Source organism: Pantoea nemavictus (genome assembly GCF_037479095.1).
Classification (GTDB): domain Bacteria; phylum Pseudomonadota; class Gammaproteobacteria; order Enterobacterales; family Enterobacteriaceae; genus Pantoea; species Pantoea nemavictus.
The window spans coordinates 741,170-765,619 of record NZ_JBBGZW010000002.1 but is presented as its reverse complement, the minus strand read 5'-3'; the positions used below and the strand labels follow the sequence as shown (position 1 = coordinate 765,619).

22 protein-coding genes are annotated in these 24,450 nt (G+C 54.1%); 13 read left to right on the top strand and 9 right to left on the bottom strand.

Annotation, left to right across the window (positions count from 1 at the left end; genetic code table 11):
• Positions 1-9: 9 nt before the first annotated feature.
• From WH298_RS23140 to WH298_RS23120, 5 genes are all read left to right on the top strand, one after another.
• Positions 10-1,452 (top strand): M81 family metallopeptidase, encoded by a 1,443-nt coding sequence (locus WH298_RS23140; protein WP_180824215.1) that lies wholly within the window; start codon positions 10-12, stop codon positions 1,450-1,452.
• Positions 1,449-3,251: an ABC transporter ATP-binding protein gene (locus WH298_RS23135; protein ID WP_180824214.1), complete on the top strand. Its 1,803-nt coding sequence runs from the start codon at positions 1,449-1,451 to the stop codon at positions 3,249-3,251. Before WH298_RS23140 ends, WH298_RS23135 begins: the two co-directional genes overlap by 4 nt.
• Before the next feature lie 35 nt (positions 3,252-3,286).
• Positions 3,287-4,003, top strand: coding sequence for a GNAT family N-acetyltransferase (locus WH298_RS23130; RefSeq protein WP_180824213.1), 717 nt, complete (start codon positions 3,287-3,289; stop codon positions 4,001-4,003).
• 69 nt (positions 4,004-4,072) lie between these two features.
• Positions 4,073-4,732, top strand: coding sequence for an SDR family oxidoreductase (locus WH298_RS23125; RefSeq protein ID WP_180824212.1), 660 nt, complete (start codon positions 4,073-4,075; stop codon positions 4,730-4,732).
• A 122-nt stretch (positions 4,733-4,854) separates the two neighbouring features.
• Positions 4,855-5,421: a hypothetical protein gene (locus tag WH298_RS23120; RefSeq protein WP_180824211.1), complete on the top strand. Its 567-nt coding sequence runs from the start codon at positions 4,855-4,857 to the stop codon at positions 5,419-5,421.
• Between the two features lie 52 nt (positions 5,422-5,473).
• On the opposite strand, the gene WH298_RS23115 is transcribed toward WH298_RS23120, so the two are convergent.
• A complete protein-coding gene (locus tag WH298_RS23115; protein WP_007891220.1) occupies positions 5,474-6,778 on the bottom strand; it encodes an MFS transporter in 1,305 nt (434 codons plus the stop codon).
• Between the two features lie 241 nt (positions 6,779-7,019).
• Between WH298_RS23115 and WH298_RS23110 the strand changes: the two genes are divergently transcribed.
• On the top strand, positions 7,020-7,631 hold the full coding sequence (locus WH298_RS23110) for a hypothetical protein (RefSeq protein WP_180824210.1): 612 nt from the start codon (positions 7,020-7,022) through the stop codon (positions 7,629-7,631).
• 163 nt (positions 7,632-7,794) lie between these two features.
• Here the strand turns inward: WH298_RS23110 and WH298_RS23105 are convergent, their stop codons facing one another.
• Complete coding sequence (locus WH298_RS23105) at positions 7,795-9,162, bottom strand: DHA2 family efflux MFS transporter permease subunit (protein ID WP_180824209.1); 1,368 nt, start codon at positions 9,160-9,162, stop codon at positions 7,795-7,797.
• 110 nt (positions 9,163-9,272) lie between these two features.
• On the opposite strand from WH298_RS23105, the gene WH298_RS23100 reads away from it, so the two are divergent.
• Positions 9,273-10,181 carry a LysR family transcriptional regulator gene (locus WH298_RS23100; protein ID WP_180824208.1) on the top strand — a complete coding sequence of 303 codons (909 nt, stop codon included), beginning with the start codon at positions 9,273-9,275 and terminating at the stop codon, positions 10,179-10,181.
• A gap of 54 nt (positions 10,182-10,235) precedes the next feature.
• On the opposite strand, the gene WH298_RS23095 is transcribed toward WH298_RS23100, so the two are convergent.
• Positions 10,236-10,448: a hypothetical protein gene (locus tag WH298_RS23095; RefSeq protein WP_007891215.1), complete on the bottom strand. Its 213-nt coding sequence runs from the start codon at positions 10,446-10,448 to the stop codon at positions 10,236-10,238.
• Between the two features lie 379 nt (positions 10,449-10,827).
• On the opposite strand from WH298_RS23095, the gene WH298_RS23090 reads away from it, so the two are divergent.
• Complete coding sequence (locus tag WH298_RS23090; RefSeq protein WP_049851171.1) at positions 10,828-11,118, top strand: hypothetical protein; 291 nt, start codon at positions 10,828-10,830, stop codon at positions 11,116-11,118.
• Between the two features lie 238 nt (positions 11,119-11,356).
• Here WH298_RS23090 and WH298_RS23085 read toward each other — a convergent pair whose 3' ends face one another.
• Entirely contained in the window at positions 11,357-12,631 is a 1,275-nt protein-coding gene (locus WH298_RS23085) for a Glu/Leu/Phe/Val family dehydrogenase (protein WP_049851172.1), read from the bottom strand.
• Positions 12,632-13,180: 549 nt separating this feature from the next.
• On the opposite strand from WH298_RS23085, the gene WH298_RS23080 reads away from it, so the two are divergent.
• A complete protein-coding gene (locus WH298_RS23080; RefSeq protein WP_180824319.1) occupies positions 13,181-14,614 on the top strand; it encodes an amino acid permease in 1,434 nt (477 codons plus the stop codon).
• A 10-nt stretch (positions 14,615-14,624) separates the two neighbouring features.
• Here the strand turns inward: WH298_RS23080 and WH298_RS23075 are convergent, their stop codons facing one another.
• The 5 genes from WH298_RS23075 to WH298_RS23055 form a co-directional block, all read right to left on the bottom strand.
• Positions 14,625-14,957: a hypothetical protein gene (locus tag WH298_RS23075; RefSeq protein WP_180824207.1), complete on the bottom strand. Its 333-nt coding sequence runs from the start codon at positions 14,955-14,957 to the stop codon at positions 14,625-14,627.
• Positions 14,958-15,025: 68 nt separating this feature from the next.
• Positions 15,026-15,835 (bottom strand): SDR family oxidoreductase, encoded by an 810-nt coding sequence (locus WH298_RS23070; protein WP_180824206.1) that lies wholly within the window; start codon positions 15,833-15,835, stop codon positions 15,026-15,028.
• On the bottom strand, positions 15,835-16,746 hold the full coding sequence (gene iolE, locus WH298_RS23065; protein WP_202883446.1) for a myo-inosose-2 dehydratase: 912 nt from the start codon (positions 16,744-16,746) through the stop codon (positions 15,835-15,837). Before iolE ends, WH298_RS23070 begins: the two co-directional genes overlap by 1 nt.
• A gap of 14 nt (positions 16,747-16,760) precedes the next feature.
• A complete protein-coding gene (gene iolD, locus WH298_RS23060) occupies positions 16,761-18,605 on the bottom strand; it encodes a 3D-(3,5/4)-trihydroxycyclohexane-1,2-dione acylhydrolase (decyclizing) (protein WP_180824204.1) in 1,845 nt (614 codons plus the stop codon).
• Positions 18,606-18,753: 148 nt separating this feature from the next.
• A complete protein-coding gene (locus WH298_RS23055; protein WP_180824203.1) occupies positions 18,754-19,683 on the bottom strand; it encodes a MurR/RpiR family transcriptional regulator in 930 nt (309 codons plus the stop codon).
• A gap of 401 nt (positions 19,684-20,084) precedes the next feature.
• On the opposite strand from WH298_RS23055, the gene WH298_RS23050 reads away from it, so the two are divergent.
• Genes WH298_RS23050 through iolG form a run of 4 tightly spaced genes read left to right on the top strand, consistent with a single transcriptional unit; the run spans position 20,085 to position 24,366 of the window.
• Complete coding sequence (locus WH298_RS23050; protein WP_180824202.1) at positions 20,085-21,518, top strand: NAD-dependent succinate-semialdehyde dehydrogenase; 1,434 nt, start codon at positions 20,085-20,087, stop codon at positions 21,516-21,518.
• An 11-nt stretch (positions 21,519-21,529) separates the two neighbouring features.
• Positions 21,530-22,345, top strand: coding sequence for an HpcH/HpaI aldolase family protein (locus WH298_RS23045; RefSeq protein WP_049851180.1), 816 nt, complete (start codon positions 21,530-21,532; stop codon positions 22,343-22,345).
• A gap of 1 nt (position 22,346) precedes the next feature.
• Positions 22,347-23,339: a hydroxyacid dehydrogenase gene (locus tag WH298_RS23040; protein WP_180824201.1), complete on the top strand. Its 993-nt coding sequence runs from the start codon at positions 22,347-22,349 to the stop codon at positions 23,337-23,339.
• 31 nt (positions 23,340-23,370) lie between these two features.
• The gene (gene iolG, locus WH298_RS23035) at positions 23,371-24,366 is read left to right on the top strand and encodes an inositol 2-dehydrogenase (RefSeq protein WP_180824200.1); all 996 of its coding nucleotides are present in this window, start codon (positions 23,371-23,373) and stop codon (positions 24,364-24,366) included.
• Positions 24,367-24,450: the final 84 nt, after the last annotated feature.

Here is a 24,450-nt window from a genome sequence, read left to right as displayed (position 1 = left end):
GAGGCTGCTATGCGCATTGCTTTTGGTGGAATTCATACTGAGTGCAGTACTTACAATCCGGTGCTGAATTATGCCGACGACTTCCGCATCGTGCGCGGTGATGACCTGATTACCAACCCCTACTTTGCCTTTCTGCAGGATTATGATGCCGAGTTTCTGCCCACCTTCCACGCGCGCGCCATCGCCGGCGGCCCGGTGGCACGCATCACCTACGAAGATTTTAAGCACGATTTCCTGACGCGCCTGGCCGCACATTTACCGGTGGATGGCGTTTATCTCGCCATGCACGGTGCGGTGTACGTTGAAGGCATGGAAGATGCCGAAGGCGACTGGATCAGCGCCACCCGCGAGTTAGTAGGCGCAGATTGCCCGATTACGGTGAGCTACGATCTGCATGGCAATGTTACGCAGCGTATCATCGATGCCATCGATATGTTCTCCACCTATCGCACTGCGCCGCACATTGATGTGGAAGAGACCATGCGCCGCTCGGTATCGATGCTGGTTAAAAGCCTGCAAAGCGGGGTTAAACCGGGCGTGGTGTGGGCGCCGATTCCAGTAGTGTTGCCCGGTGAACGTACCAGCACGGAAGATGAGCCAGCCAAAAGTTTGTATGCACGGTTACCTGCAATTAATGCGCTGGAACACATCTGGGATGCGTCGCTGATGGTTGGCTACGTTTGGGCCGATGAACCGCGTGCCACCGCCGCTGCAATCATGACCGGTACCGACGCCGATGTGTTATCTGAGCAAGCCGCCAAACTGGCATTGGCTTACTGGCAGGCACGCGAGGAATTCAGTTTTGGCTGCGTTACCGGCAGCATTGAAGAGTGCGTAACCATGGCCATCGCCAGTGAAACCACACCGGTCATTCTGGCGGATTCTGGTGATAATCCTACCGGCGGCGGCGTGGGCGATCGTGCTGATGTGTTGGCCGAACTGATTCGCCAGCGGGCGCAAGACGTTATCGTGGCAGGAATTACCGATAAACCCGCCACCGATGCGGCGTTTGCCGCTGGCGTGGGCGCCACGCTGCAGCTCAGCGTGGGTGCCTCACTCGATCCGGCAGGCGGAAAAGTGCAAGGCGAATTCGTGGTGAAGCATCTTAGCGACGATGCCCGTTCGCTGGCGAAACAGGCGCTGCTGCAAATCGACGGCATTACGCTGGTGGTGGCCGATCGTCGCCGTCCCTATCACAATCTGGCGGATTTCGCCCTGCTCGGCCTCGATCCGGCAAGCGCCAAAATCGTGGTGGTCAAATCGGGCTATTTGTCGCCGGAGCTGGCGCCGCTGGCTAATCCCAATTTAATGGCGCTGTCGGAAGGCGTAGTCGATCAGTATGTGGAACGCTTAACACGCAAGCGCAAATTGCAGCCTGCTTACCCGTTTGATACCGACTTCAGCTTCCTGCCGGTAAGCCACCTGTCAGCGCGTTTTGTGGCAGCGAAATGAACAGCGCCTCAGCAGCAGTCGAACCGGTTCTGCGCATTGAAAATCTGACGGTCGCCTTCCGCGTTGACCATCAATGGCGCGAGGTGGTGAGAAATGTGTCGTTAACCGTCGCGGCGGGTGAAACGCTGGCGATCGTCGGTGAATCGGGATCGGGCAAAAGCGTTACCTCAATGGCGATTATGCGCTTACTCAACATGCGCCACGCGCGCGTAAGCGGCAAGGTTATGCTAAATGGCGTTGATCTGCTGACGCTGAGCGAGTCCGCCATGCGCGATATGCGGGGCAACGCGGTGGCGATGATTTTTCAGGAGCCGATGACCAGCCTCAATCCCTCCTTCACTATCGGCAATCAGATTGCGGAAGCGCTGATCAATCATCGCAAAATCAGTAAACGTGCCGCGCGTGAACAGACGATTCGTCTGCTGGAGAAGGTACGCATCCCGAATGCCGCCAAACGTTTTAATGATTATCCGCACCATTTCTCCGGCGGGATGCGTCAGCGCGTGATGATTGCCATGGCGCTGGCGCTGCGGCCAAAGCTGTTGATTGCGGATGAACCCACTACCGCGCTCGACGTGACGATTCAGGGGCAAATTCTCGACCTGATTAAAACGTTGCAGGAAGAGGAAGGCACCGCCGTGCTGTTTATCACGCATGATATGGGCGTGGTTGCCGAAGTGTCCGATCGTACATTAGTGATGTATCAGGGCGATGTAGTAGAAACCGGCACCACCGCCGCCATCTTCTCGGCACCCGCCGCCGATTATACCCGCACGCTGATTGCCACCGTGCCGCAGTTAGGTGCGATGCGCGGCATTGATGGCCCGCGTAAGTTCTCCCTTGATGAGAAGGCAACGGCAGTCGCCGCAGCTGCCGCGACACCGCGCCAGCCGCTGCTATCAGTGAAAAATCTCAGCACCCGCTTCAGCATCCATGAAGGGGTGTTTAGCCGCAAAACCGGCGCGGTGCATGCAGTGGAGAACATCTCATTTGATTTAATGCCGGGTGAAACCTTGTCGCTGGTGGGCGAATCGGGCTGCGGCAAATCGACCACCGGACGATCGTTAACCCGACTTGTCACGCCAGCGGCGGGCGAAGTGGCCTTTGATGGTTACGACGTGCTGAATCTCTCCGCCAATGAACTGCGCACCCTGCGCCGCGCCATGCAGATGATTTTCCAGGATCCGTTCGCCAGCCTTAATCCGCGTATGTCGGTGCTGGAGGCGCTTACCGAACCCTTTTTGCAGCATCGCTTAGGCAGCAAAGCCGAGGCGCGCGCAAAAGCGGCGTCACTGATGGAGCGCGTTGGCCTGGCCGCCAGCATGATGAAACGTTATCCGCATGAATTTTCCGGCGGCCAGCGCCAGCGCATCTGCATCGCGCGCGCTTTAATGCTCGATCCTAAAATGATCATCGCCGATGAATCCGTGTCGGCGCTGGATGTCACGGTGAAAGCGCAAATCATCAATCTACTGCTCGACCTGCAGCAGAGTCTTGGCTTGTCGTATCTGTTTATTTCACATGATATGGCGGTGGTAGAGCGCATTAGCCATCGCGTCGCGGTGATGCTGCTGGGGGAGATCGTCGAGATTGGCCCGCGTGCGGCTATCTTTGAAAACCCGCAGCATGACTACACGCGCAAACTGTTGTCCTCGGTGCCGGTGCCCGATCCGGCTCGTCGTCATGTGAAACGTCAGATTGACATCAGCGAACTAAAAAGTCCGGTGCGCGCGCTGGGATTTGTCCCGGAAACGCGCCGCTACCGCGAGGTGAGCGCTGGGCATTGGGTGATGGAGTAAACTCACATTCACTAATCGCATAGTCAGGAGATGATGTGACGCGACTCAATCAATATGGTCAGCCCGTTGGTGTGGCTTTACCCGACTGGCAACCCGCCACTTTTCCTCCCACGGCAGTGCTAACGGGCCGCTTTTGTCAGCTTGCCCCGCTGCAGCGGGTGCACAGCGAGGCGCTGTTTACTGCCTTCTCGCTGGCACCGGACGATCGCGACTGGACCTGGCTGGGCGCTGCCAAACCGCAATCATTAATCGAGATGGAACAGTGGATTTTCAACAAAATTAGCGACAGCGCATTGGTGTGTTATGCGGTGATCGACAATGCACGCCAACAGGCTGTAGGTGCGGTGTGCTTTGCCAATATCGATGTGCAAAACGGGGCAATCGAGATTGGCCATGTCACCTGGTCGCCGCTGATGCAGCGCAACGTGTTGGGCAGCGAGGCGTTAACTCTATTACTCAAACAGGCCTTCGCGCTGGGTTATCGCCGCGTCGCCTGGCGCTGTGACTCGCTGAATCAGGGATCGCGTCGCGCGGCAGAGCGCATGGGATTTACCTTCGAAGGCCGTTTCCGTCAGGCGATGACGCGCAAACAGCGCAATCGCGATACCGATTGGTTATCGATTATTGATAGCGAATGGCCAGTGATTGAGCAGGCATTAAGCCGCTGGCTGGCGGCGGAGAATATCGATGAGAGCGGGCGCGAGCGGCAGAAACTGCGCTGTTTTTTTCCAGACCCAACCCGTGTTCCATAAGCCGCCAGTGGCGCTAACCACAATCGCATCCTACACTTGCCAGCTTTCAAACCCACCAGAGAGGCCTATATGTCCAAGGTATTTATCATTGGCGGTGCGGGAAATATTGGTCGCCGCCTTGCTGCCCTATTGGCTAAAAAGGGCCATGTTGCCCATCCACTGTTCCGTAAAGCCGAACAGGAACAGCCGTTACGTGAGCTGGGCGCCGAGCCGATTAACGGCGATTTAACCGCGCTGGATGTGACTTCTCTCGCAGCATTGATGGCGGGCAGCGACGTGGTGGTGTTTACCGCCGGGGCTGGCGGCAAAGGTGGCGAAGAGATGACAAACGCTATTGACGGCGAAGGATTAAACACCGCCGTAGCCGCCGCGCAGCAGGCCGGCATTGCACGCTTTTTGCTGGTTTCGGCGTTTCCGGAAGCCGGCAGAGCGAAGAACCTCTCCGCCACCTTTGAAAACTACATGCGCGTGAAGAAGATGGCAGACGTCGCGCTGGCGGAAAGTAACCTTGATTGGGTGATCCTGCGCCCCGGCACGCTGACGGATGAGAAAGGCAGCGGCCTGGTGCGCGCCGGGCTGGCGATCCCTTATGGCGATATCTCCCGAGATGACGTCGCGGCTACGCTGGCAGAGCTGGTCGAGCAGCCAGGCGTCAGCCGCATCATCATCGAGCTGACAGGTGGAGAGGTGCCGGTGCAGGAAGCGGTTAAGCAAATGGTAAACCACTAAAACCTATTGCATCTCATTATTCGGCTGGCGGGATTGGCCGAATAGCTTTTCGTTTTACCATCAACTTTACCGACAATGTGCCGATAACAGCTGCGGTTATTTTATAAGGGAAGGAATACCGCATGCTGTTATCCATTCAATCATTGTCACGCCTGGTGGCCTTTATTCCGGCTAGCCTACTTGCAGGCTGCTCCGCGCTGTTACCGCTCGACTACAAAGATTATTCAGGTGCTGATGCTGCAACCTTGGTGGTGCAGGAATATAAAGGCCATGTCGGCACACTTTATGTCGCTTTCTATGAAAAGAAAGGCGATTGTTATGACCGCGTTGAACGTTACGAATTAGACTCCAGCGTGCTGGGCGCCGATGGCAGCGTCATCACCCGTAAAGTCCCGCCAAACAGATTGGTTGCTTTTCAGCAGCTGACCGGCGGCGGACCCAATGCCGTGGTCGCCGGACAGTACCTCTATAACCCATCTGGCTATGTGATAACCCAGTGGGTTTCGTTGATTCCAAAACCGGGTAAGCGCTATTTCCTCGCCCCACGCTACGGTGCGCGCGAAATTCCACAGTCGTACACCATTACGGCTAAGACCAATCCCGCGAATGTCTTTACCGAATTCCAAACGGTGCCGGAACCGAGCTGGGATGTGAATAAACGTTGTACTCACCTTGTTGGCGGCAGTTAATTGGTTTCACCGGGCGCAGCGCAAAGGCGCCCTTTTACATCAGACTTCACTGTTATTCATCCAGCGATCGTAAATGATCTCTCTTATTTAGCGTCATTAGTGCTGGAATACTGATCGCGGCGGTCACCATAATGTACCAGGCCGGAATATCCAGATTACCCGTTTGTTTAATCAGCGAGGTGATGATCAGTCCCGCACAGCCGGAGAAAATCGCATTGGATAATGAATAGGCCAGTCCAAGTCCGGTGTAGCGCACGCGCGTTGGGAACATTTCCGCCAACATCGCCGGGCCCGGTCCGGCCAGCAATCCGACAATTCCACCCGCAACAAACACCACCATCGCTTTAATCAGCAGCGTTGAAGATTCGGCCTGTAATACTTTCAATAATGGAAGCGCCAGCACCAGTAATAAGCATGCCGCGATCACCATTACGCTGCGCCGACCGATTTTGTCGCTGAGGATGCCCGCCGGAATGATAGTCGCCGCAAAGCCAAGATTCGAGATCACCGCAATCAGCAACGCCTGATTAAAACCGGTGTGCAGCGATGACTGTAAATAGGTAGGCATAATCACCAGATAGGTATAACCCGCCGCCGACCACACCATCACGCGGCTAATTGCCAGCAAGATAGTTTTTAACGTTGCCCCCACGCTGGCGCTAACCGGTTGAGGTTGACGCTGTTGTTTGGCCTGTTGCTGACGCACAAAGCTCGGCGTCTCTTCCATGCTATAGCGCAACCACAGCGCTACTGCACCCATCGGCAAGGCGAGGAAGAACGGAATACGCCAGCCCCAGCTGTGCATCTCATCCGCCGTCAATAGCGCAGAGAGCAGTGCCACAATGCCTGCCCCCGCCAGCAGGCCTAATGCCACGGTGAAAGATTGCCAGGCGCCGTAGCGTCCGCGCTCTCCTTTGGGCGCGAATTCCGTCATCAGGGAAACCGCGCCGCCGTATTCTCCACCAGCGAACAGGCCCTGCAGAATACGCAGCCCGGTAATGATCAGCGGTGCCGCCACGCCAATGCTGGCATAGACAGGAATGAGACCAATGGCTGTCGTCACCAATGTCATCATGATCAAGACGAAAATCAGCGTAGGCTTGCGCCCAAGGCGGTCGCCCATGCGGCCAAAAAATATCGCCCCCAACGGCCTGAAAAAGAAGGCCACCGCAAAGGAAGCATAGGTCAGGATAAGACCGGTCAGCTCCGCTTCGCCCTGCAGACGAAAGAAGTTTTGCGCGATCACCGTGGCGAGAAAGCCGTAAACGGCAAACTCATACCACTCAATGAAATTACCCACAGAACCGGCGATCAACGCGCGCTTCTGGGCATCAGATGTAGTGTGGGGCTTCGGCATGCGGCAGTCTCTCGTGAGAAAGTGAGGGATTAAAATAGATAATCGTTACAGTACCAACAGATTCAAAGCATTTCTGTTTAGACAGGATCAAACTCCATTACCTGTGATAAATGCGTAGCGCAGAGATAATTCAACTGCAAAATCTTAGGGTGTAAAAAAGTTAGCCGCTAAAATGCAGGCATCCTGTTTTAACAGACAAACGGGATGATTTTTATTCTGGAATGAAGGGTATAGCACATTAGTGAGATTTATTTTAATACCCGCAATAAAACGGAGGTTTTATGATAATCGTCAGAACGGGGAAAATTTTAGGAGCACGGAATGGCATCTGCAAGGGGAAAATGGAACCGATGGTACGGCGATGCCCCTTATGGAGATGACCCTATCGATCAACGAGCTATCCGTGAGGGCATCGAATATGCGCGTCAACTCGGTTACTAAATGGCTGCATTGCGCCATTACAGTTGGCCTATTGATAGGTGTCATCAGCTTGCTATGGCTAAATACACAAAGTGATAATCGCGCCAACGATACATTACAAAATAGCCATCGAATCAGTGACCACTTATGGCTCTATACGACGATGAACGACAGCGGCGGCGCGACAGTGTCCACCCTTTATCGCTACTACCTTTCGGATCATTTACTCGGCACCAATCAGCATTTACTAATGGAATTAAAAAAACAGATTCCATTTATGGAAGGTTACGGCAGTATTTCGTCTATTACACAAGACGCGAAAGATAGCGTACGCGTAGTTTATAGTGGCAATATTTTATCTCTGGATAATGAAACAAGCTACAGCGTAGACGGTCATCCGTTAACCATCATACTCTCCTATCAGATAAACTGATATAAGTGACATTTTTAACGAACCCTTGGAAATAATATACATAATTCAGGGTTCACTTGATGAAGTGGATAAAATTTCTTTAGGGTATTAGCTGGCTGCCCAATATGCCCTAATGTTACAACACGTTAATAACAAATAAGGCTTGTATATCCTCTCCAATAAATCACTCAGCCACTTCTCTCATAGTACGGCTTCCGCCCTTTATCGCTACCAGCGTGCCAAGCAGCGCGCTGCCCGCCAACCCCCACATCACTGCTTGAAAACCTAAGGTCGCAGCGGTTTGATAGATCTGTGTAGCTATCGCCAGTCCTAACGCGCCACCGAGATTGTGCAGCGTCCAGGAGATGCCTATTCCCTGCGCATGGCGCGCCGCAGGTAATGCGCTGAGCGCGGCGGCGACTGAGGGTCCAAGAATTGCGCCCCAGCCAGCTCCCATCAATACAAATGCCAGCATGTAATGGGATAACGATGCGCTGCTTATGCTCTGCAGCAATGCAGAAGCGGTAAGCAGGGCAAATCCTGCCGCCATCACCGGCCAGGCCGTTAAGCGATCGGCAAGACGACCGGCTAAGGGCGAAATTAGCGCCATCACCAGCGTCACCGGCAGCAGCATCAGACCAAGCTGCGCATCGTTTAGATGGAAAATGGCAATCAATCGGAACGGCATCAGCATAAATGCGCTGCAGTAAAATATCGCCAGCAGCACCGACAACAGACAAGCGGCCGCAAAGCCGCTGTTACGCAGCATGCGGAAATCGATGACCGGTTGCAGCGAACGTCTCTCCACCATGACAAAGGCCAGCAGCAACAGCAGCGATAGCGTCAGTGTTAAAATTGACGGCAGCGATAACATGCCCCAGCGCGTGACATGGCTGGTCCAGATTAGCAATGGAACCAATCCAGCGGTCATCAGCAGCCAGCCGGGTATATCCAGCCGGGTGTCAGCACATCTTTTTGATGCCGCCACGCTGCCGCAGCAAAACAGGAAGCTCAGCGCTAGCAGTGGCACATTCAGCAAGAACACCGCACGCCAACCCAGCCAGCTGACCAGCACGCCGCCCGCCACCGGCCCCAGCGCCAACCCGAGGCCGTTGGCAGCAAACAGCCAGCCAAGCGCGCTCCCCCGTCTGGCTGCAGGCATCGTCTCCATCAGAATAGTGGCGCTAACGGTATACAGCACCGCGCAGCCCGCCCCCTGCAGCAAGCGAAAGATATTCAATGCCAGCAGGTTAAATGCCAGTCCAGCGCCCAGCGAGGCGATACCAAACAGCAACATTCCAGCGTACAGCACCCGACGTGCACCAAAACGCTCAGCCAGCCTGGCGGACATCACCATGCAGCAACAGAGCGCCATCACAAACAGCGTCATCGCCCACTGCACATCTTCAATATCACCGCCAAAGTGCCGCTGTAGCGCGGGCAACGCGGTATTAACAATTGTGAAATCTATACAGCCGAGAAAGCTGGCCAGGCAGATACCGAGCTGTAGCCTGATCAAGGTTGCCGGAGAGTGTGAGATTGGACGGGTCATGCCAGGTTTCCAAAGAGGAAAACCTTAGCCTGCCACGATTTTAATTCGCCAGTTACGCCATTAATTCGCCATACTGACGAATTAAAATCGCCAATAAAGCGAGCTTACTGATGATTAACGTCGACAGGTTGAACAGCATCCGCGCGTTTGTGCAGGCCGCGCAGGCCGGTGGATTTAGCCCGGCAGCCGAGCAGTTGGGATTATCACGCTCAACGGTGGGAAAGGCGGTGGCGCGCCTCGAATCACGTTTGCAGGTAAAGCTGTTCCAGCGCACCACCCGTTCACTGTCGCTCACCAGTGAAGGTGAACAGTTTTACCAGGATTGTTTGCAGATCCTCGCCAGCCTCGACGCGGCAGAGAATCGGCTGATGTCACATGCCAGCGAACCCACAGGACAGCTGCGCGTCGCGGCTCCGCCTCTGCTGGGCGAAAAATGGGTGATGCCGGTGTTATTGCCTCTCACCCAACGCTGGCAAGGTTTGTCACTGGATGTGCGACTCTCCACCCAGCGTATCGATCTGGCAGCGGAAGGTGTGGATTTGGCGATACGGATCGGCGCGCCTGGGCATCATGCCGATCTCACCGCGCGCCTCATCGGCCAGCAACCGCTGCTGCTGTGCGCCGCCCCTGCACTGCTGGCAGCGGGTAAAGCGCTGGCACAAACTGACGATCTGGCCCACTTCCCGCATCTGACCCTGCTTGAGCAAGGGCGATCCCAGCCGTGGCTGCTGAAGAACGCGCAGGAAGAGATGGTTTATTGGCAGCCGGACGAGCGCTTGCGCTTCAGTAGCATGAGCGCGGTGTATGCGGCGACGCAGCAAGGTTACGGCATCGCCCAGTTGCCACGCTGGCTGGTCAGTCGGGATATTGAGGAGAAAAAGCTGATTGAGGTCTTGCCGCAAACGCGCAGTAACAGCCTACCGATTTACGCGGTGTGGTTGAAAACCGCCGCGATGCCCCAGCGGCTTCGCTGTGCGATTGATGCGCTTAAAGAGGCCTTTGCGCAGCAACCGCTTTAGGGGCAGTTGTGATACCCACCGTTTGTGGCATGTTTCGGCTGAGTGAGCTTGACCTCACTCTTTCATACACAACAGACAAAGCGCTGCCCGGTGCTCGCCGTGATGGGTATAAAAATATTGCCAGGCGTGTTCAGACGAATAAAAGGATCCCATAAACACACGATTGTTGTAGGCAGGGCTCAAACGGCAGCCATCACGATGAAGATAGCAGCAGCCATCAGCATCTTCCCGACTAAACACGTAGAAATCGGTTACGGTTAATTTCATCTGCTACTCCACATGAGGCATAAGATAAATAGGATTAACACCACTCTTAAAAATCGCCCTTTGCGGAAACTGTCTTGCACGCTTTTTTAGCAACCAAATCAGAATGAGCCATAAATTAATTATAGCCCTATGAAGTCAGCCACCTCTAATTAAATAACAAACTAAATAAGCCGAACGGAATAAACGCCAGGTTAATTAATTTAATATCATATGAATGAATATCGCTGCGCTTAATAGTGCCAATAATTACTAAAAATAATAACCTGCACCCTTCGCTTATAGCTCAATGCTCGTTAGGATTTATCTTAAACTGGAAATAAAATTTTCGGACGAATTAAAATTAAGTAAACTTAAATTTCATTTAGCCGGAGATGACATTATGCTCAGTTACACTATTCGCATCGAACTGAAAGATCCCACAGCAGGCACGCAAATTGAACTGCTGTATGCCATGCTGGAACATGGATTTTCGCGTAGCCTGGTCTGTGAGAAAGGTTATGCTTACGTTTTACCCACCAATGAATATGTTTATGTAGGCAGTGAAAATATAAGGAGTTTAACCGACAGAATTGTTACGTTAGTGAGTGAGTTTAGCGAGGAGCCCTCGGTGATGATTACCCAGTCGGCGGCGCGCTGCTGGTCAGGCCTGCGTGGGGTAAATCTGGCATGAACGACAGGATAAACGTCCTCTCGCAGCGGCGATGACGTTTTATCAATGCATTTAGCTTTTCTTACATTAATCAAATAAATGCACTGGGTTTAATTCAAAAAAAAGCAATTAAAGCGAAGCGTAATATTACGACTATAGACAGAGTGTGTTTTTTGATGAAGCCGGTTATTTGAGGAAGTTTAAAACCGGAAATGGTATCACTCCCGGTTTTGCACAGCAGCGTTAACAACAAAGTAAATTAGCCAGGATAAATACCGCGATCTTTACGTGCCAGAAGAATACGTTCGCAGGCAACAATATAAGCGGCGGTGCGCAGTGAACAGCGTTTTTCTGCCGCCTTATCCCAAACGTGAATCATCGCTTCGGTCATGATGCGATCCATACGCTTATTAATTTCGTCTTCGCTCCAGAAGAAACTCGCCATATCCTGCACCCACTCGAAGTAACTGACTGTTACCCCGCCGGCATTACAGATCACGTCCGGTACCACCTGCACGCCACGGTTGGCCAGTACATCATCGGCATCCGGGTAAGTTGGGCCGTTCGCCCCTTCAAGTACCAGTTTTGCACTGATAATTTCCGCACGCTCACGCGTAATCTGCCCTTCAAGCGCCGCCGGGATCAGAATATCCATCGCCGTGGTCCAGAATTGCTCTTTCTCGATTTCACGCGCACCGGGGAAACCGGCGATCTGCTTGTGCTCAATCTGCCACGCACTCAGCGCATTCAAATCGATCCCGCCCTCGTTGAACAAGGTAGCGGTGTGATCCTGAATCACCACCACGCGCGCCCCGGCTTCGGCAAAAAGACGGGCTGCTTCGCTACCTACGTTACCAAAGCCCTGCAGGGCCACGCGTGCACCTTCAATGGTGATGTTAGAGCGTTGCGCTACTTCACGTCCGGTGATAAATACGCCGCGGCCAGTGGCTTTTTCACGGCCTAGCGAGCCACCAAGATGGATCGGTTTACCGGTCACCACGCCCGTAATGGTAGTGCCATGGTTCATCGAGTACGTGTCCATCATCCAGGCCATGACTTTGCCGTTGGTACCGACATCTGGCGCTGGAATATCTTTCTGAGGCCCAATAATCAGACCAATTTCACTGGTGTAGCGGCGAGTTAATCGCTCAAGTTCACCTTCTGATAACGCATGAGGATCAACGCGGATGCCCCCTTTTGCCCCGCCATATGGCAGGTTGACCGCCGCACACTTGATGGTCATCCAGGCAGAGAGCGCCATCACTTCGTTTAGGTCTACCGCTGGATGGTAACGCACGCCGCCTTTGCCTGGCCCGCGCGATAAGTTGTGCTGCACGCGATAGCCTTCAAAGTGGCGGATGGAGCCGTCATCCATCTGTACCGGGATGTCGACAATCAGTGCTCTTTTGGGATGACGCAGCGTTTCAATCCAGCGAGACAATTCACCGAGGTAAGGCGCAACGCGGTCAATTTGGCTCAGGTAGGTAGTCCAGGGAGATGTACTGCTTTCAGACGCGTAAGATAACTTTTCCATGAGAAGCCTGTTTATTCAGAGTTATTTATATTGGAAAGACGTGGAAAGGTAATGCATTGCACTAGGCAGGCTTTAATTTAGCACTTTTAAAAAAACAGAATCACGACGAAAAAAGAAATCATTAATTTTTTCCATGCCAAACCGCGTTGGTGAATGAATAAATAAGCATTGAAACGCCCCCCTTAATGCGTGCATTTTTATGCATAAAATATTCACTAAACTGCATAATATTGGATTTTTTTCCTATTTTTCAGTTCTTTGATGGTCATCAAAAAGTGAATAAAGTGTTATTTTATCGCATTGACTTTGTTAACTCAGGCAACCACGATGAGTGAAACTCAGCGGGAAATATCGATCATGAATTAGGCTTTTATTAGTTTTGTTTTTCTTTCAACTATTTAAACGTGCCTGTTTCACTGCGCTTAACAGATTCGTTTAGCTATGCCTTTGCGGAAAGAATAAAACCCTAACTTGCCACTGATGCTTGCGGGCAGGCATCGCTATGCGCCTCTTTGCCAGACTGAAGGAATTATTGTGTCTAACAAACCGATACGAGAGCAGATTCAGCCTGCTCGGGCTAATGACGCCCCGCAAAAACTGCAGCGCGGGCTCAGCGAACGTCATATTCAGATGATCGCGCTGGGAGGCTCCATCGGCACCGGGCTGTTTATGGGAGCAGGACGCAATATTGCCGTTGCCGGAACCTCTATTTTGATCATCTACATTCTGGTCGGTTTTTTCAGCTATATGGTGATGCGCGCGATGGGTGAGTTGCTGCTGACCCGGCTGGACTATCGTTCATTTGCCGATTTTGTCGGTGATTATCTCGGGCCGAAAGCCAGCTTCTATTTGGGTTGGTCATATTGGCTGAGCTGGGTCGTCACCTGCATTGCCGACGTGGTGGTATGCGGCGCCTATATGCAGTATTGGTTCCCGGAAATGTCGGCGTGGATACCGGCACTATTTACCTTAGGCATTCTCTGTCTGTTTAACATGCTGTCGGTGAAAGCCTTTGGTGAAGCGGAGTTCTGGTTCGCACTGATCAAAGTGATTACCATCATTGCGCTGATTTTAACCGGTGGATGGATGGTGTTTACCGGCTGGACCTCGCCTGATGGCGTTACCGCATCGCTACATAATCTGACCGATCCCGCCGTGTTTATGCCGCATGGCATCACCGGCTTTCTCGCAGGTTTCCAAATCGCTATTTTCTCTTATACCGGGATTGAGCTGTTAGGCACCATGACCGCGGAAACGCGCGATCCCGAGAAAATTCTGCCGCGCGCCATCAACGCTCTGCCGCTGCGTATTGTGGTTTTTTACCTGCTCTCGATGATGGTGATTATTGCGGTCACCTCCTGGCAGGGCGTTTCGCCTGACACCAGCCCGTTTGTCACGCTGTTTGCTAAAGCAGGCCTGCCTGCGGCGGCAGCGATCATCAATTTCGTGGCGCTCACTTCGGCGATGTCTTCCGCCAATAGTGGCGTCTACTCCAGTACCCGCATGTTGTATGGCTTGTCGGTTGAGAAGCATGCGCACGGGCAATTCCGCATTCTGTCGCGCACCACGCGCATTCCGCTGCGCAGCCTGCTGTTCTCCTGCTTCTGTATGCTGAGCGGTACCCTGCTGCTGTTCCTTGTGCCGAATGTCTCTACGCTGTTCACCATCGTTTCCACCCTGGCCGCGATTCTGGTGATCTACTGCTGGGGAATGATTCTGGTGTCCTATCTGGTGTATCGCCGGCAACGTGCGGATCTGCATCAAAAATCGAAATTTAAAATGCCCGGTGGCGTCGTCATGGCCTGGGCCACGCTGATGTTCTTCCTGTTCTCGGTAGTGATTATGGTGTTCGATCCCGACACGCTCGCCGCTTTAGCGGTTTCGCCGACGTGGTTTATTGCGTTGTGGTTGGTCTGGAAGGTGAAGGAGAAGCGGGCCCGATCGTTGAATGGTGAGTTGAACGCCAAATCTGCCTCGTCCTGAGGCAGACATCTTAGCCGTAACCCGATTTTGCTGACGTTTCCCACTTTAGCGCCTGACTCATTTCCATCTCCAGTCGAATAGCAGCGCAGTTCGTCTCAAGATGCTCCACTTTGCTTTCAAAGTCGCTGAGACTGCTGCTCTCTATTTCGAGGATCATATAGGCGATCTCATGGCGACACTCTTCACCAAAGGTTTTCAATTTTTTCTCTTTAAGCAGCCACTGAACCAGCAACTCTTTTTTCTCCTCTTCTGGTGTTCGCCGCTTACTGAATTTCAGAAAGCGAACCTGAAGCAGTAGCTGATGGTAAAAGTGAGCAATGCTATCGAGTTGTTTTAGATTCATGTCGCATCCTCTTTTATGAGTCGATAAAAATGAGGAACCAGCCTGCTTTCACAGGCTGAGGAAAGCGCTTAAAGCGGGGAAGCAGGTGCAGCAGCTTGATCGTAGCCACCCCAGACTGACTGATCGAACTCAATCATTGAGCCGGTCATCAATCCGGACTCTTCGCTGGCGAGGAATGCCACCGCGCGCGCCACTTCTTCCGGTTGGATCAGGCGGCCAAACGGCTGAGACGCCGCCGCTTTCTCCAGCCAGTTATCCTCTGCGCTGTGATATTGCTTCATGATGCGATCTTCGCCTTCCGATGCCATCCAGCCAATGTTGAGGCCATTCACACGAATGCGATTACGCAGTAAGGCGTAGGCGGTGTTGCGTGTCAGGGTGGCCAGCGCGCCCTTGGAAGAGCAGTACGCGGCGATAAACGGTTGCCCCGCCAGCGATGACATCGAACAGATATTCACGATGCTGCCCGCAATGTTATCGCGGCGCATCAGCTTGATGGCTTCCTGCATCAGGAAGAACGGGCCGCGTACGTTGGTGGCGAAGATGCGGTCGAAGAGTTCGGGATCGGTATCTAAAATGGTACCGCGATCGCTCATGCCGCCGGCGTTAACCAAAATATCGACGCGGTCATGCAGTTTATCTGCGGTGGCGATGACGTGACGGCAATCCTCTACGTTAGATAAATCCGCGCGCACGAAATCCACTTTAGTTTCACTTTCCCCGTTTAAACGCTCGGCAACCTTGGTCCCTTTCTCCTGATTGCGACCACAAATCACCACTGCGCTAGCACCCAACTGCGTAAACTGACGCGCAATCGCTGCGCCCACGCCTTGCGTACCACCGGTAACCACGGCCACTTTACCTGTTAACTGGTTCATCATAGTGCTCCTGAAATGACTGAATAACCGGCTGCGTCGAGCGCCGAACGAAGTGTTTTATAACCAAGAAGCGCGTATTCCAGCGGCGGTGCTTTCGCTGGGTCTTGCTCTGCTTCCACCACAAACCAGCCCTGATAGCCGATTTGCGCCAACTTATTAACAATGGCACTGAAATCGATCATGCCATCGCCGGGGACGGTATAAATCCCTTGCAGCACCGCATCGAGGAAGGAGTCGCGATGTCGATCTAAGGCGCGCAGGACCTCTTCGCGCACGTCTTTGGTATGCACGTGAATGATGCGGTCGCCATGTTTTTCCAGAATTCGCAGTGGATCGACGCCTGCAAACACCAGGTGACCGGCGTCAAACAGGAGCCCAACTTCTGGCGTGGTGACGGCCATCAAGCGGTCAATATCATGTTCATCCTCAATGGCGGTTCCCATGTGATGATGGAAAGCCAGCGGCACGCCGTAGTCCTGGCAAAACGCTGCAAACTGGATCAGTTTTTCGCCGTACTCGCGCATCTGTTCATCGGTAAGACGACGACGCTGCGCCAGCGGCACATGTTGCTGATTTTGGATAGTGCCGGCCGTTTCGCCATACACCAGGCAAGCCGCGCCGCAATCACGAAACAGCTGCATTTGCGGCAGTGATTTTTTGATCTCCTCCTCCACGCTGTTGTCCAGTAAAGTGCCGGAGTACCAGCCTGACACCAAATCCAGCTGATACTCTTGCAGTAGCGGCTTTAGCGCGTCAGCAGTTTTGGGAAACTTACCGCCGGTTTCAACACCCTGAAATCCCGCCTGATGACTTTCAGACAAGCAGGTCGTGAGCGGCGTATCCCCACCTAACTGCGGCAGGTCATCGTTCGACCAGGCAATGGGCGCGATGCCCAGTTTGGCTTTTAACATCATGAACTCCCTGATTAAATGCCGACGCGCTGCGCCAGGCGACCCTTTACGTGCTCTTCACGCGCCTGGTTAACGCTGTCTCGTGCGCTGACTTCCGGCACGCCGACATCCCACCAGGCATCGCCCGGCGTCCAGTCAAACGGATGAGTATCGATGGAGATGACCGTGGTGCGATCGTTTCCTTTGGCCCAGCCGATCGCTTCCTCAAGCTCATCCAGCGAGGAGACCTTGCGCGCCAGTGCCCCCATGGATTGCGCATGAGCGACGAAATCGACGTGAAACGGCTCCTGTACCCGACAATCTTTCAGCAGGTTATTGAATGAGGCGCCGCCCTTGGCATTTTGCAGACGGTTGATCACCGCATAGCCGCCGTTATCGCACACCAGCAAAATGAATTTATGGCCCGAAAGAACGCTGGAGTAGATATCGGAATTCATCATCATGTAGGTACCGTCACCAATCATCACGAACACGTCGCGATCCTGCTCAGCCATCGCCACGCCCCAGCCAGCGGAGAGTTCATAGCCCATGCAGGAGAAGCCAAATTCGCAATCAAACGTGCCTGGATTCTTCACCCGCCAACCCTTCACCAGTTCACCGGGCAGTCCGCCCGCCGCGCTGATGATGTAATCTTCTGCCGCCGCCGCCGCATTCACAACGCCAATCACCTGCGCGTAGGTGGGATCGCCCTCCGATACCGTGCGTTCCTGCCGTGCCGCAATCAGCTCGTTCCACCTGGCAAACGCCTGTCGTCCTTTTTCCAGCCAGCTATCGGCTGCTTTCCAACTGCCGAGCGCCGTGTGCAGTTCGCTAATGCCTTCACGGGCATCACACTCCAGCGGGATGGCCAGATGCTTGTGCGCATCAAAGCGCGCGGCGTTGAGCGCAATAAATTGTGCTTGATGATCGAATACCGTCCATGAACCGGTGACGAAATCCATCAAACGCGTCCCCACCGCAATCACCACATCCGCCTCGGCGGCCAGCGCATTGGCCGAGGTTGAACCGAGAATGCCAATCGGCCCGCAATGAATCGGGTCATCGTGGGTAAATGCGCCCTTTCCGGCGATGGTTTCCACCACCGGGATGCCATGCGCCAGGGCAAACTGCGCCAGTTCTGCTTCAGCCTGCGAATAGCGCACGCCGCCACCGGAAATAATCAGCGGACGTTTCGCCTGTTTCAGGCACTCAGCAGCGCGAGCCAGCAGTTGGCGATCGGGACGTGGACGCGGCATCAGATGCAAACGCGGAGCAAAGAACTCTTCTGGGTAATCCCACGCCATCTCCTGCACGTCCTGGCATACGCCAATAAAGGCTGGGCCACAGTCGCCGGGATCGCGCATCGTTGCCACGGCTTGTGGCAGAGAGGAGAGGATCTGTTCAGGATAGGTAATCCGATCCCAGTAGCGCGACACCGCTTTAAAGGCATCATTCACCGTTTGGGTCGGATCGTTGAAATGCTCGACCTGCTGCATTACCGGATCGGGATGGCGACGGGCAAAGCTGTCACCGCAGATCATTAAAAGCGGCAGACGACTGGTATGCGCTACGCCCGCAGCGGTGAGCAGATTGGTGGTGCCAGGACCAATCGAGGCGGTGACCACCATGATTTGACGTCGCACCATCGCCTTGGCAAATCCCACGGCGGCAAACGCCATCGACTGCTCATTCTGCCCGCGCCAGGTGGGTAATACATCTTGCGCCGCTTCTAGCGCTTCGCCCAGGCAAGTGACATTACCGTGGCCAAAAATGCCATACACGCCCGGGAACAGCGGCACGCGTTTGCCATCCACCTCGGTAAACTGATTGCTCAGATAGCGAACTATCGCCTGAGCCGTCGTGCAACGAATCGTAGCCATATCCTTACTCACTTTTCAGAGATGCTGCTGTGCAGCATGGTGTTATATTTCACAACTTAAATTGCTAAAAGCAAATAACCGCAATATAAGTTGCAACTTCAGGCGACAAAACTCCCACTCAGCTGCGTGCGGGAGCCCGTTAATTCAATTAGGCGCGGTTGCGTTTACGCGGTGATTCTGTGCGCTTCTCACGTTCAGTAATGGTTTCGATGCGCGGCTGCGCCACTTCCGGCTGCAATACTGCTGCCAGCGCCATGGCGATGCTTTGCGCCAGACAAACCGGCGCGGCCAGCGATCGCGAAAAGCTGTACTCCTCTTCCGGAATGTTGAACAGCACGCTGGCGCTTTTAGCTAAGGGTGATAGCGGCCCATCGCTAATGGCGATGACCGGAATGGTGCGCGCGCTGGCATGGTCGGCAATGGCGATCACCTCTTTGGCATAATGGCGAAACGCGATGGCGATAAGCACGTCACTTTCACGCATATTGTTAGCCATTTCCGGCGCCAGCCCGCCGGCGGAATCCAGCAGGATCACCCGGCGATTCAGCATGGTGAGCAGGTAGCGTAGCAATAACGCAATCGGCTCGGAGCGCAACTGACCGGCGATATAGATGGTTTCAGCCTCCTTCAAATACCCCGCGGTCGCATCGAGATCGCTTTCCGCTACGTTGCTCAGCAGCTCCTGCAGCGTAGCGATGTCCCTTATCACCAGGCTTTGCAGAAAGCCGAGGCTGCCCTTCTGCTCATTCTTGCGCAGATCATTCTCCAGGGCGGTGATGCGCTCGTTGTAACCCGGTGCCGCCGTGGCGAGTCGGGTCTGAAATACGCTCTGCATCTGTTTAAAACCGCTATAGCCAAACACCTGCGCGAAACGCACCAACACCGAGGGGTGCAGACCACATTTCGCGGCGACAGCGTTAATCGATTCCAGCGCCACCGTGTTCGGGTTTTGCGTCACATAGCGTGCCGCCTGCTGATGCCGCACCGACAGCTGCGCATAGCGTTTAGTAATCTCATCCACAATTTGCTCGTAATTTTCATGCGGCAGCGTGGTTTGCATCTTCTCAATCTTGCTCATCCATCATTCCTTTTCGGCGTACAGCCCATCTCGCCAGCACGCTAACGCAATAAAAATTGCAAGTAAAACCTTAATGCAATTAGTTCTAACGCATTCGCTGCCAACAGGGAAAAGCTCTGCGTAATATTTGTGATTTGGTTCGAAGAATTCACTTTTAGTCTGAATGAAACACCTTTTCCGACGATACTCAACCCACTTTAGATTCTGATTTATATAGATAATTTAAACTAAAACCTCAATTTAACCTCACGCCTGCCATTGCATTGCAATTTTTATTGCTCCGATCCTAACATTGCAACTATCAATGCTGCTGAGGGATTCCCATCCCAGGTCTTCCCTCCCAGCTGACCGTTTCAGGCTGTCGCTTAAGCCTGAAACCGCTACCGGAGGAATGGATCAACATGTATCAAAACTTTGGACAGTTTATTAACGGCGAATGGCGTCAGGGCAGCGGTGCAGAACCGGTGATCGTCACCGATCCCGGCAACGGGCAAACGCTGGGTGAAATTGCCGCCGCCTCTGTTGCCGACACCCAATCTGCGCTGGCCAGCGCAGAAGCGGCGCTGGTCGAATGGCGAACCACCTCAGGCTGGGCGCGGGCGGATTTGCTGCAGGCGGTGGCAAAAGAGATGACGGCATTGGCGGCAGAAGCCGCACAGATCATCTCGAAGGAGAGTGGCAAACCGTTGGCGCAGGCCAGCCGCGAATGGGAATTATCGACCGACCAATTTATCTGGTACGCCGAAGAGGCGCGTCGTATCTATGGCCGCACTGTAGAAAGCCGGGTGCCAGGCGGACGCTGTGAAGTGTCGCACGAACCGGTCGGCGTGGTGGCGGCGTTTACCGCGTGGAATTTTCCGGTGGTGCTAGTGGCACGCAAGCTTGCACCCGCGCTCGCCGCCGGCTGCACGGTGGTATTACGTCCCTCAAGTGAAGTTCCCGGCTCCGCCATGATGATTTTTGAGTGTCTGCGCAAAGCGGGACTGCCGGCTGGCGTGGCCAATCTGGTTGTTGGGCCGACTGCCGCCACCTATGAACCCTTGATTGCTTCGCCCGTGGTGAAGAAAGTCTCACTAACCGGCTCAACGCAACTCGGTCAGCAGATGATTCGGGATTCAGCGGCCACGATTAAGCGCCTTAGCATGGAGTTGGGCGGCAACGCGCCGGTCATCGTCTATGACGATGCCGATCTGGAAAAAGCGCTCGACCTTTCCGTGGCCACCAAATTTGCCAACTGTGGCCAGGTTTGTGTCACTTGCGATCGCTTTTATGTCCACCAAAGCCGCTATCACGACTTCGTACAAGGCTTTGCCGAGCGTGCGAAAAAACTCAGGGTCGGTTACGGGCTGGATGAAGGCACGCAAATGGGCCCACTGATCAATCCTCGTCGCCTCAAAGCCATCGAGGCGATCGTGGCGGATGCGCGCGAGAAAGGAGCACGCATCGTGGTCGGCGGCGAACGTATCGAATTAAACGGCGGCTACTTCTTCGCTCCAACCGTGATTGCCGACGTCCCCGACGATGCGCTGGCGATCGCCGAAGAAAATTTTGGTCCGATTGCCGCCATCACCTCATTTAGCGACAGCGACGATCTGTGGCGCCGCGTTAATAACTCTGATTTTGCCCTCTCCGCTTACGCCTTTACCCGCGATCCGGCCCGGATTCGTGAAACCGTGGCGCGCCTCGAATCCGGCATGGTCGGTATTAACAGCTATGCGCTGGCCGCTGCCGAAGTGCCGTTTGGCGGCGTGAAAGCCAGCGGCATGGGGCGTGAAGGCGGAAGTGAGGGTATTCACGACTATATGAACATCAAACTGGCGCAAATCGTGCTGTAAGGAACGGATTGATGAAGCTGAATAATATCAAAGCACGCTGGAATGCAGGGCAAACCGTACTCAATGGCTGGCTTAGCATCGCCAACGCCTTCACAGCTGAAATCATGGCTGAACAGGGTTACGACGCGCTAACCATCGATTTGCAGCACGGTTTTGTCGGCTATGAGCAAGCAACGCATATGCTGCAGGCGATGCGCGCCAGCGGCGTTGCCCCGATGGTGCGCGTGCCCTGGCTGGAACCCGGCATCATCATGAAGTCACTGGATGCCGGTGCGTGGGGCATTATCTGTCCGATGATCAGTACCGCAGAGCAAGCGCAGGCGCTGGTCTCCTGCGTGCGTTATCCACCCCACGGCAGCCGCAGTTTTGGCCCAACGCGCGTGACATTCTCCGCCGGCCAGGATTACGGCCAGCAGGCCGACGATCACGTGGTGTGCCTGGCGATGATCGAAACCGCCGAAGCCTTTGACAATATCGAAGCGATTGTCGCTACCCCCGGACTGGACGGCGTCTATATCGGCCCAGCCGATCTGACGTTAGGACTTACCGGCAGAAAATATCGCACGGGTTTTGATCGCACTGAACCGGAAATTGTCGATGCGATTAAGCATATTCTCGCCACTGCGCATCGTGCTGGGAAAAAGGCGGGGCTGCACAATGGTTCTGCCGCTTATGCGGCCAACGCGGCGCAATGGGGATTCGATTTAGTCACGCTTTCTAACGACGTCCAGCTGTTGCGTGGCGCAGCAGCCAGTAGCGTGCAGCAATTCTGCGAACTCAACGGTAACGGCCAAGCAACGCCATCAACCCAGCCGGGAGGTTACTGAGATGCCAAACATTCTGGTTGCCGGAAAAATTCATCCGGCCGGGCTCGATATTCTGCATAACGCGCCTGGATTCAACGTGCAGTTGGTGCACGAGGTCAGCGTGGCGAGTTATGCGCCCTTTATTGCCGAAGCGGATGCGCTATTAATCCGTACGCAGCCGCTTACGGCTAAAGAGATCTTTGCTGGAAAAAATCTGCGCATGGTGTCACGTCACGGCGTGGGTTATGACTCGGTTGACGTTGCCGCCCTTACCGAACGCAACATTCCGCTGACCATTGTCGGCAATGTGAATTCACTTTCCGTAGCGGAACACACGCTGTCCTTGCTGCTGGCTTTGGCAAAACGCATCTGCTATTTCGATAGCAGCATTCGTGAGGGTGAATGGAATCGTCGCAACAGTTTTTCCGCCGTAGAGGTGGCTGGCAGAACCTTATTCATTCTCGGTTTTGGTCGCATCGGCCGTGAAGTGGCGCGCCTGGCGAAAAGCTTCCGCATGAAAGTCATCGCTTACGATCCTTTCCTGCCCGATAACAGTTTCGTAGAAAGCGGCGTAACCCGCGTTGCAGACATCAATGAGGGCCTGCAACAGGCCGATGCGGTGACTATCCATCTGCCTTTAAGCGGTGATAAAGCGGTGATTGGCGCGGACGAACTGGCGCTAATGAAACGCCACGCCATTTTAATCAATACCGCGCGAGGCGGCATTGTCGATGAAGAGGCGCTGGCAACCGCCCTGCAAAACGATGCATTGGGTGGCGTGGGTCTTGATGTATTACAGCAGGAGCCGCCCGCGCTAAATACCGCGCTACTGGCCCAGCGCGACAAATTAATTCTCAGCCCACATTCCGCAGGACTGACTGAAGAGGCGGCGATGCGCATGTCGATCTCCGCTGCCACCAACATCGTCAACTTTTTCACTGGTCAGCTCGATACGGATCTGGTGGTCAATAAGCAGGTTCTGGCGCTTAACGACCTGATGAGCCAATTGCCCTGATAACAATAAACCTCTCGACCCGGAGAACATCATGCTCAAAATTGCCATCCTCGGCGCTGGCCGCATTGGCCAGGTTCATGCCGCCAACGTGGCGCGTCATAAAGACGCTCAGCTGGTTATGGTTGCCGATCCCTTTATTGAAAATGCCCATGCGTTAACGGCTTTGTGGGGTGGTCGCGCGGTGCAAGATCCGCTTGAGGCGATTAACGATCCCGCTGTCGATGCCGTGGTGATCGGGACACCGACCGATACCCACGTTGAACTAATGCTGGCTGCAGCCAACGCGGGCAAAGCTGTGATGTGTGAAAAGCCGGTCGACCTTGATATCCACAAAGCTCTGGCGGCCGAAAAAGCGCTGGGCGAGAAAGCCAGCAGAGTGATGCTGGGTTTCAACCGTCGCTTCGATCCGGGCTTTAACGAAATTCATCAGCGCATTGCTCAGGGAGATATTGGTGACCTGCACCAGGTGGTGATCACCAGCCGCGATCCTGGTTTGGCACCGTTGAACTATCTCAAGCATTCCGGCGGTATCTTCCGCGATATGGTGATCCATGATTTTGACCTCGCGCGTTGGATTTTGGGTGAGGAACCCGTTGAGGTGTGTGCCACCGGCAGTCGCCTGTTTGAGCCTTCGCTGGAAGCGTTAGGGGATTACGACACGGTGATGGTGCAGCTGCGCACCGCCTCCGGTAAACAGTGTCAGATCAACTGCAGCCGCCAGGCGGTATATGGCTACGACCAGCGTCTGGAAGCGTTTGGCTCTGGCGGCATGATGATCAATGACAACCATCGTGAAACCACGGTGCGCTATTTTGGCGCCCAGCACACCGAAGTGCGTGGCCCGCTGCTGGACTTCTTTATGCAGCGCTACACCGATGCGTATCGGCTGGAAATCGACGCTTTCATTCAAGCGATCAGCAACGGCAGCGCGCTACCTGTCACCATTCATGATGGCTGTCAGGCGCTGCGACTTGCCGATGCCGCTCAGCTGTCAGCCGACACTCAGAGCGTAGTAAAATTGAATTAAGGACTTTATTGGCAAGGACGCCACTCTAATTTTCGTTATTACTCTTTAAATCACGCACAAAATTAAGCGCGTTGTTAGTAAACC